The sequence below is a fragment of the Salinivibrio sp. PR919 genome (assembly GCF_001995355.1).
In the GTDB taxonomy this organism is placed as follows: Bacteria; Pseudomonadota; Gammaproteobacteria; order Enterobacterales; family Vibrionaceae; genus Salinivibrio; species Salinivibrio proteolyticus.
In genome coordinates this window covers 1-7,624 of sequence record NZ_MUFL01000115.1, presented here as the reverse complement: position 1 = coordinate 7,624, position 7,624 = coordinate 1, and the positions used below count along the sequence as shown (strand labels likewise).

Sequence of the window (7,624 nt, the reverse complement as noted above, 5' to 3'; positions counted from 1 at the left end):
ACCTGCGTTAGTGGACGCACAGTCATGATCTTCGGCGCTCGCTGGACGGCCAACCGCCGTATATAACTCAACGTCACCTTGACCACGATATGTTTGTAGCCATACCGTACCGCGTGGCGCATTCTTAATCACAAACTGGTGAGCCGTGCCTGCGTAGCCGTGAAGCTCCACCGGCTGATCGAAAGTGAGCGGTTCGACGTCAGGCGTCGGTTGCGGATCTGGATCTGGGGTAGGGATTTCACCAGTTCCTTGGCAGCTTTGGGTTTGGATGCCAACTTCGGCAAAGGCTTGGCTGACAGCGCCGGCTGAATAGTTTAGTGCTTTCGCGGCTTCACATACGCCATCAGCGCCTTGTTGGAAGCTCGAGTTAGGTTGCCAGTACAATTGGTTGGCGGTGGCAAACGCGGTAAACGCTTTTTGGATATTCCACTCTGCGCTGGTGGCAAGATGGTAAAACGCTTTGTTGAAGATACCAGAGCTAAAGTGCACGTCGATGCCAGGATAGTAACGGTTAACATGACCAATGGAGCGCCCATCTTGGCTTGGATTGATGAAATAGCGCATCGCATCGCTATATTTCATCACGTTTTCACCCATTTTCCAGTTGAAGTCGCCATAAACATACTGGCCGAGTGCCGCAGCGGCGATATCGGAGAAAGACTCGTTCATGCCTCCCGACATACCGCGATATTCGAGCCCTGAATTTTGTTCAGTAAAACCGTGGCTGACTTCATGGGCAATCACATCCCACGTGGTTAACGGATACATGCTGCCATTACCGTCACCAAAGGTCATTTGCCGCCCATCCCAAAAAGCATTGCCATAGCCCTGACCATAATGAACACGCATGGTGAGCTTTTGACGGATAGGGCGCACGCCGAGCCAATCTTGATACATTTCAAAGACTTTTTGTCCAAAGTACTGCGCATCGTTCATGGGTGCATAGGCGCCGTTGACTTGACGGTAGGTATTCTGCGGACAATTGAATTGATGAACGCTTCCGCCCCATTCCTGATTGTTCATGTTGACTGTCACAACGTTGGGACTATCCATTTGACAGTAGCGGTTGACTTCAAAGCCGCCCAGTTGGGTATTTGGGCCGAAGGTATAGCGTCCACTTTTTTGGTTACCACCGGGTCCGCCGGCTTCTAGGTGCGCGATGCCTTCCCAGCTGTCCAAAATATCTCCCGATTTTGCATCGACGATTTTCATTGGACGCGAAGGATGACCGTTATCACTGGCAAGGTAGTCAACTTTATAGACGAGACGCGCTGTTTGTTGTTCATCTAACYAGATCAACAATTCTGTGTTTGCATCTGCTTGATGAAAATGACGATTACCTTGGCTTGTCTGGCCTTGAGCAATCGCAATGGCCTGCTGTTGGTTAATCATGGGTAGCGTGCCACCAATATCTTGTTCGATGTCAGTGACAACGTCACCTTTAACGCTTGGCGCAAAGCCCCGTGCGGCGGTGTTTTCCACCACAGAATAGCCGTAAACCGGGATGCCATGGTGCAGTTGCTGTTTACGGACCAGTGATTGATTGCCCACTTGCAGACGCGATTTTTCACGAAAACTGAGTGCAGGGGCTGCTGTCATTGCTGAGCGTGCCGTATTGGCGTCCAGTGCTTGGCTAAGATCCAAGTCAGAGGCGTCAACGATGGTGGCGGCTTGAGCGGAAAACGCAAAGGGGAGCAAGAGTGCGAGCGGTGTTTTACGCATAGAATCCTCGAGTTAGTGAGTCAAATCGCCCGTTACTATCCACATTACTCAATAACTAAAAATGTGATCGCTATCAAATTGAGGATCTGGTTCAAAAAATGTCTAGAAAAATGGTATGCCCATTCCATGTTCAACAGATATGGTAAGAAAAACAGACAGCACGCGATTCAACCAGTTGTTTTTCAACTGCTGTGCTACGCTAAACAGGCATCGAAAGCGCGGGGTTGAGGTAGTGAACGTTGTTGTTTAAGGGTCGAGTTAGTATCGGGCTTATCGTATGGCTGGTCTCGTTCAGTACGCTTGCTGTTGAGCAACCTTGGCAGCAACCGAGTTATATTCAAGATGCGTTTTATCGCATTGCGCTGAAAAGTGAATATGTAGAAGGTGAACATGGTGTTCGTAAGTGGAGAGAATCCGTGCGCTATACCGTGTCGCATGTCGTCAGCGACAGCGAACTTCACGATAAACTCGTCCGCTACCACCTTGATCATTTGCAAAGTTTGACCGGGATAAACTTTATACCGGCTTCACACCCCAAAGCCGCTAATCTGACCATTGTATTTACCAACCACCAACGCTTTTTAGACGATGCGCGGCAATACTTTAAAACCAACGATGTCACCCCATTACGCAAAGCGGTCTGTGCGGCTAATTTTGCCGTTGATAAAAATGGTTGGATACGGCGGGCAGCGGTCGTGATCCCAGTTGATTTGGCGCGATCTAAAGGTAAGTTAGTCGCCTGTGTGGTTGAAGAGCTAACCCAGATCATGGGGCTGCCCAATGACGACGATAACGTGTTTCCTTCCATTTTTAATGATCGCACGCCGGAACAACTATTAACGGGCTTAGACGGCTTGTTACTGCGGCTCTTGTACTTGCCGGACATACAAGCCGGACAAAACTGGAGCCAAGTGCAGCCAATCATTGCGCCGGTGATTGAGTCGTGGGCGCGCGATGGCACCATTGCGCAGGCTCATCGCGCRGTAAGAACGGGCGAGTTATACCGCTTGTTGGGTTGGTAATGCGCGAAGGGTTACGCGCTTAGGCGCGCCGCCTATGCAGCGTGTTGATCGGAAAGCACGCGCGCTGCGAATTCCCGCCATAATCGACGATAATACATGGCCGCAGCGGTTCCTTTGCCGATATCGGTGACAGGTGCACAGGTCACGCCCATTTTTTCTACATCGCTACTAAAGGGCACATGGGCATCTAACATAGCAGGGTATTGTTTCTCCATCCGATGCATGGTGTCGACGTGTAAGCGCTTTGTTTTCTGCACCATCGAGAAAAAGGGGTGAATACGCGCCACATCAAAATCATGGGCGATAAAATACTGATAAAGCTGCTCAAGCGTGCGTTCAGAGAGCGTCGTCGGGATCACGGGGGTTAGCAGTTCATCACAATGGCGGAATACCGCATCAGACAGCGCGGAAAGAGTGGGTGGGCAATCGAGTATCACGATATCGTAGTCATCCTTGACCGCTTTAAATCGACGTTTGAAGAGACTTTTTGACCCGCTTTTCTGTGAGGCTAGAAAAATATCGAAGTCTTTAAAATCATGGTGCGCTGGCACCACATCAAGATTAGGGTAGTGGCTGGGTTGAATGGACTTTTTAAACTTCTTATCACGGGTAAAGAAGCTGTCTTGTCCTAAATGCTTGGATGGCTTGAGTTTAAAGTAAAACGATGACGCGCCTTGCGGGTCGAGATCGCAAAGCAAGACGCGATAGCCGCTTTCTGCCATCAAATGCGCCATGTTCACCGACGTCGCCGTTTTTCCCACACCACCTTTGTTACTGTAAACCGCAATAATTTTCATCGTTTTCTTCCCATCCCCATGCGTGAATCGCCATCGTTTTGAATACCATCCATTTATTTTTGATACGGTATGAAATCGATGAAACCCTAGCTACCCCTATGGCTGTTTTATTTAACAATTTGTGACAAAACAAAAAGAGAAGGGCGTGCGAGCTTGTCTTGTTGCATATGAGGCTGAGAGGCGTGTGAAGCCGGTATAAAGCAATCACGTCATATCATTGCTTTGTCCAATCACACAAATTGCTCAAAGTGATTTAGACATTTCGCCAACTTAGACAACACTTAAAGAACGGGATAACCATAGCTGTGCTGCGCGGCATACTCTTTTCGACATGACGTGGTTAGCAGGTATATGGCGTGAGTTAAGCATTGAAGAGGGGGCGACATGGAGTCGATCAAAGTCAAAGATTATATGAACAAGCGGCCGGTGACATTCTCGCCAGAGATGCCATTATCCAGTGCGCTGGAAAAATTGCTGCGGAGCCAACAAACCGGTGGACCCGTGATTGATGCCAACAAGCATCTAGTCGGTTTTATTTCTGAGCAAGATATGCTGCAGCAATTGCTTAGAGACAGTTATCACTGTCAAGACTCCCACTCTGTGTCTGATTGTATGACGCCGAATGCACTCGCAGTGCAATCAGAAGACAGCATCATTAAGCTGGCCGAAATGATGATACCTACCAAGCCCAAGCTCTACCCGGTGGTTGATGACGGTAAATTGGTGGGGATTATCACTCGGCGAGACGTGCTCCGTGCGATCAGCACTCAAATGGGAGAGTGCCTCACGCATCCCGTCTAAATGAAAGACTAATGCGTCTTGTGCTGTTTCTTTGAGGGGAGAAGTGGCCAAGGCGTTTTTCTTTGCGCGCTTTCGCGTACGAGGAAACGATGTAACTTATCAATATCACGCACACGTGCGCTACCCCAAAATGTGCTGATCCTAACTCAGCACCGTATCGGCGATTGGGTATGATACTCGTCATCATACCCTGACGCACTATCTGACAATGCCAGTACAACCTCATTCACTGTCACGCCAGTTCTGGCGCTATACGTTACCTACCGTAGCCGCTATGTTGGTCAATGGCCTTTATCAAGTCATTGATGGCATTTTTATCGGTCAGGTCATGGGTGCTGATGGCTTGGCAGGCATTAACCTAATTTGGCCATTGATCGCGGGTATGTTGGGGGTGGGCTTGATGGTCGGTGTTGGCGCAGGGGCAAAAATAAGTGCTGCACGAGGAAAAGGGCATGATCCCTCAGGGCATCACACGCTCGCGGTCGCGATCGGATTAGTGCTACTTCTCAGTGTTTTTCTTAGCTTCGCACTGGTCGCGTGGGGCGAATATCTACTAGCACTTCAAGGCGCAGAGCAGGTGCCGCTGGCTTTTGCGGTGCAATACTTAGATGTACTGGTTTGGGCCAATGTGTTTACCCTCGGTTCGATGGCGGTGCCTATTTTACTGCGTAACGACGATCAACCTGGCTTGGCGACGCGATTGATGATGCTAGGCGCGTTGCTCAATATTGGTTTTGATCTGGTGTTTATCGTCTGGCTTGAGTGGGCATTAACCGGCGCCGCGATTGCAACTGCGTTAGCGCAAGCGGCGGTGACGCTGGTGGGCGTCAGCTACTTTTTTTCTCGGCGGAGTCGGCTGCAAGTTATTTGGCCTTCATGGTCACAGGCTTGGTCAATCACACGGCATATCTGTGCAATCGGTGCGGCGAGTTGGATTATGTACGGTTATAGCGCTGTGATGGTGGCGGTGCATAATCACCTTTTAATGCTGCACGGCGGAAAACTGGCGGTAGGGGCGTATGCCGTGATCGGCTATGTGGTGATTGTGTACTATTTGCTAGCCGAAGGGGTAGCCAATGGGATGCAACCTTTAGTGAGCTTTTATGCGGGTGCCAGTCAGCCACACTGGGTAAAGCGGTGCTTATTGATGGCGTTGTCTTGTGTCTTAGTGACGGGCGTTGCCTTTGTGGCAGTGATCAATGGCTTACCCAACACCTTGGCACGCGTATTTGTTGGCAGCGGCAATCCTGCCTTACTGGATAGCACAGTCAATGGGCTACGGTTGCACCTGATCCTTCTGTTTCTCGATGGCTTTATTGTCGTTGCCGCCGCGTACTTTCAAGCCATTCATCACGGGCGAACCGCGCTAATGATCAGTATCGGTAATATCGTACTGCAACTCCCGTTTTTGTTTCTGTTTGCGTCATATTGGCAATTGGATGGGGTTTGGCTAGCCTATCCGGCCTCTAATTTGGCATTGGCAATACCTGTGGGGGCATGGTTAGCGATCGATCTGCGACGCCGCCTCCGTCATTTGTCGCCAACAGATGCGAATGTAGGCGATTTTTGCTGAAAATGTCGACAACATTACTCACTGGCTTTGAGGTGAATAACCTTGCTAATTCAATAATTAGCAGCGATATTGACGCATAAAGTTCGATACTTGGTGCCAAAATCACAGATTTCTGCTATTGTGCCGCGAATCAGACATACCGAGGCGTCAAGCAACTGTTGGCGATACTCGCAGTGTCAAACAACTAAAAACGATAAGCAGGATGCTGAGATGTCGTTGGGATGTGGAAGCCAGCATTGACTTCAACGTGAATAACATGAGGTAAAAGACAAAGGTCAAATTGGATTATCAGGGAGGATGTGATGAGAGAAACAAAGAGGTTATATGTATCAACTCAATTCTATTGGTGCACTAGAGTCATTTTTGATCGCCATTGGTGTGCTTTTTCTAGGCCATTTTGTTAATTCAAAAATTCCTGCATTACGTAAATTTAATATCCCCGAGCCTATTGTCGGCGGATTAATTATTGCCTGTGTTATTGCAGTGCTGCATTCAAACGGTATAGATTTTAAATTTGACTTGCCGTTAAAAAGCACCTTTATGCTAATGTTTTTTGCCACTGTGGGTTTAGCGGCTAATTATAAACAATTGGTGAAAGGTGGGTTAAAAGTATTTTGGTTCCTCGCTATCGCTTCTGTCTACATTATTATTCAGAATGCGATTGGGGTGAGCTTTGCATCGATGCTTGGCTTGGATCCACTGATGGGCCTTGTGGCTGGCTCCATTACCTTGTCTGGTGGGCATGGCACAGGCGCGGCATGGGCACAGATATTGACCGATGAATACGGTATCCAGAGCACGCTCGAGATTGCAATGGCCTCCGCCACACTCGGTTTGGTCATTGGTGGCATTATCGGCAGCCCGGTTGCTCAACGCTTGATTAATAAGCACCAATTAGAATCAGAATATGGTCGTGGCACGACGACACATCAGAAGTATCCTGAGTTGGTGACCTATAACGAAAATGAAGAAGACAAAGTAACTGCGAAGAAAGTGATCGAAGTCTTATTCATCTTATTGCTTTGTATTACGGGCGCGCGTTATTTATCAGAATGGGTTAATAGTTTCAATATTCAGTGGTTAATGATCCCGGACTTTGTATATGCCTTGTTTTTGGGTGTGATTGTTACTAATACCCTTGAGATCTTTAAATTTAGAAAGTTGGAATCAGAAACGGTTGATATGGTCGGGACAGTATCATTGTCATTATTCCTTGCCATGGCGCTGATGACATTGAAGCTTTGGAATATTCTCGACTTAGCAGTGCCTTTTTTGATTATTCTTACCATTCAGTCGATCGTGATCGGTGTATTTAGCTACTACGTGACATTTAAGTTGATGGGAAGTAACTACACTGGAGCAGTTATCGCCGGTGGCCATTGTGGCTTTGGACTGGGTGCCACGCCGACAGCCGTGATGAATATGGGATCGATTGTCAATCGTTTTGGCCCAGCGCCTCAAGCCTTTATGGTGGTGCCCATTGTCGGTGCTTTCTTCATCGATATTGTCAACCTTATCATTCTGCAGGGCTATATTTTTATTATTCAGTAAGCCGAACGCGCTCAGTGCTGATCACTGAGCGCACTTTTCTCTCTTTCTTTCCCCACATCACAGCGGTTTCCCTTTATTCCAGCACTTTCCCCGACCCACAACGTAAGACAAATGCGATTAGTTTCGATCATCGCTTGACTCTGGAGTAGGCTCCAACC

At 48.4% G+C, this 7,624-nt stretch carries 6 protein-coding genes; 4 read left to right on the top strand and 2 right to left on the bottom strand.

Annotated elements, in window-relative coordinates; translation table 11 throughout:
• Positions 1-1,722 (bottom strand): M4 family metallopeptidase (locus BZG83_RS15270; protein WP_077481815.1); only part of this gene is annotated, 1,722 nt, incomplete at its 3' end.
• 242 nt (positions 1,723-1,964) lie between these two features.
• On the opposite strand from BZG83_RS15270, the gene BZG83_RS15265 reads away from it, so the two are divergent.
• A complete protein-coding gene (locus BZG83_RS15265; protein ID WP_158011489.1) occupies positions 1,965-2,744 on the top strand; it encodes a DUF2927 domain-containing protein in 780 nt (259 codons plus the stop codon).
• Between the two features lie 32 nt (positions 2,745-2,776).
• Here BZG83_RS15265 and BZG83_RS15260 read toward each other — a convergent pair whose 3' ends face one another.
• Positions 2,777-3,541 carry a ParA family protein gene (locus tag BZG83_RS15260; protein WP_077481811.1) on the bottom strand — a complete coding sequence of 255 codons (765 nt, stop codon included), beginning with the start codon at positions 3,539-3,541 and terminating at the stop codon, positions 2,777-2,779.
• Positions 3,542-3,925: 384 nt separating this feature from the next.
• On the opposite strand from BZG83_RS15260, the gene BZG83_RS15255 reads away from it, so the two are divergent.
• From BZG83_RS15255 to gltS, 3 genes are all read left to right on the top strand, one after another.
• A complete protein-coding gene (locus tag BZG83_RS15255) occupies positions 3,926-4,342 on the top strand; it encodes a CBS domain-containing protein (protein ID WP_077481809.1) in 417 nt (138 codons plus the stop codon).
• A gap of 208 nt (positions 4,343-4,550) precedes the next feature.
• Positions 4,551-5,915, top strand: coding sequence for an MATE family efflux transporter (locus tag BZG83_RS15250; RefSeq protein WP_077481808.1), 1,365 nt, complete (start codon positions 4,551-4,553; stop codon positions 5,913-5,915).
• A 324-nt stretch (positions 5,916-6,239) separates the two neighbouring features.
• Entirely contained in the window at positions 6,240-7,466 is a 1,227-nt protein-coding gene (gene gltS / locus BZG83_RS15245; protein WP_077481806.1) for a sodium/glutamate symporter, read from the top strand.
• The last annotated feature ends 158 nt before the right edge of the window (positions 7,467-7,624 follow it).

Coding starts and splice junctions, on each gene's coding strand:
- BZG83_RS15260 (WP_077481811.1), bottom strand. CDS start 3,541: ATGAAAATTATTGCGGTTTACAGTAACAAAGGTGGTGTGGGAAAAACG.
- BZG83_RS15255 (WP_077481809.1), top strand. CDS start 3,926: ATGGAGTCGATCAAAGTCAAAGATTATATGAACAAGCGGCCGGTGACA.
- BZG83_RS15250 (WP_077481808.1), top strand. CDS start 4,551: ATGCCAGTACAACCTCATTCACTGTCACGCCAGTTCTGGCGCTATACG.
- gltS (WP_077481806.1), top strand. CDS start 6,240: ATGTATCAACTCAATTCTATTGGTGCACTAGAGTCATTTTTGATCGCC.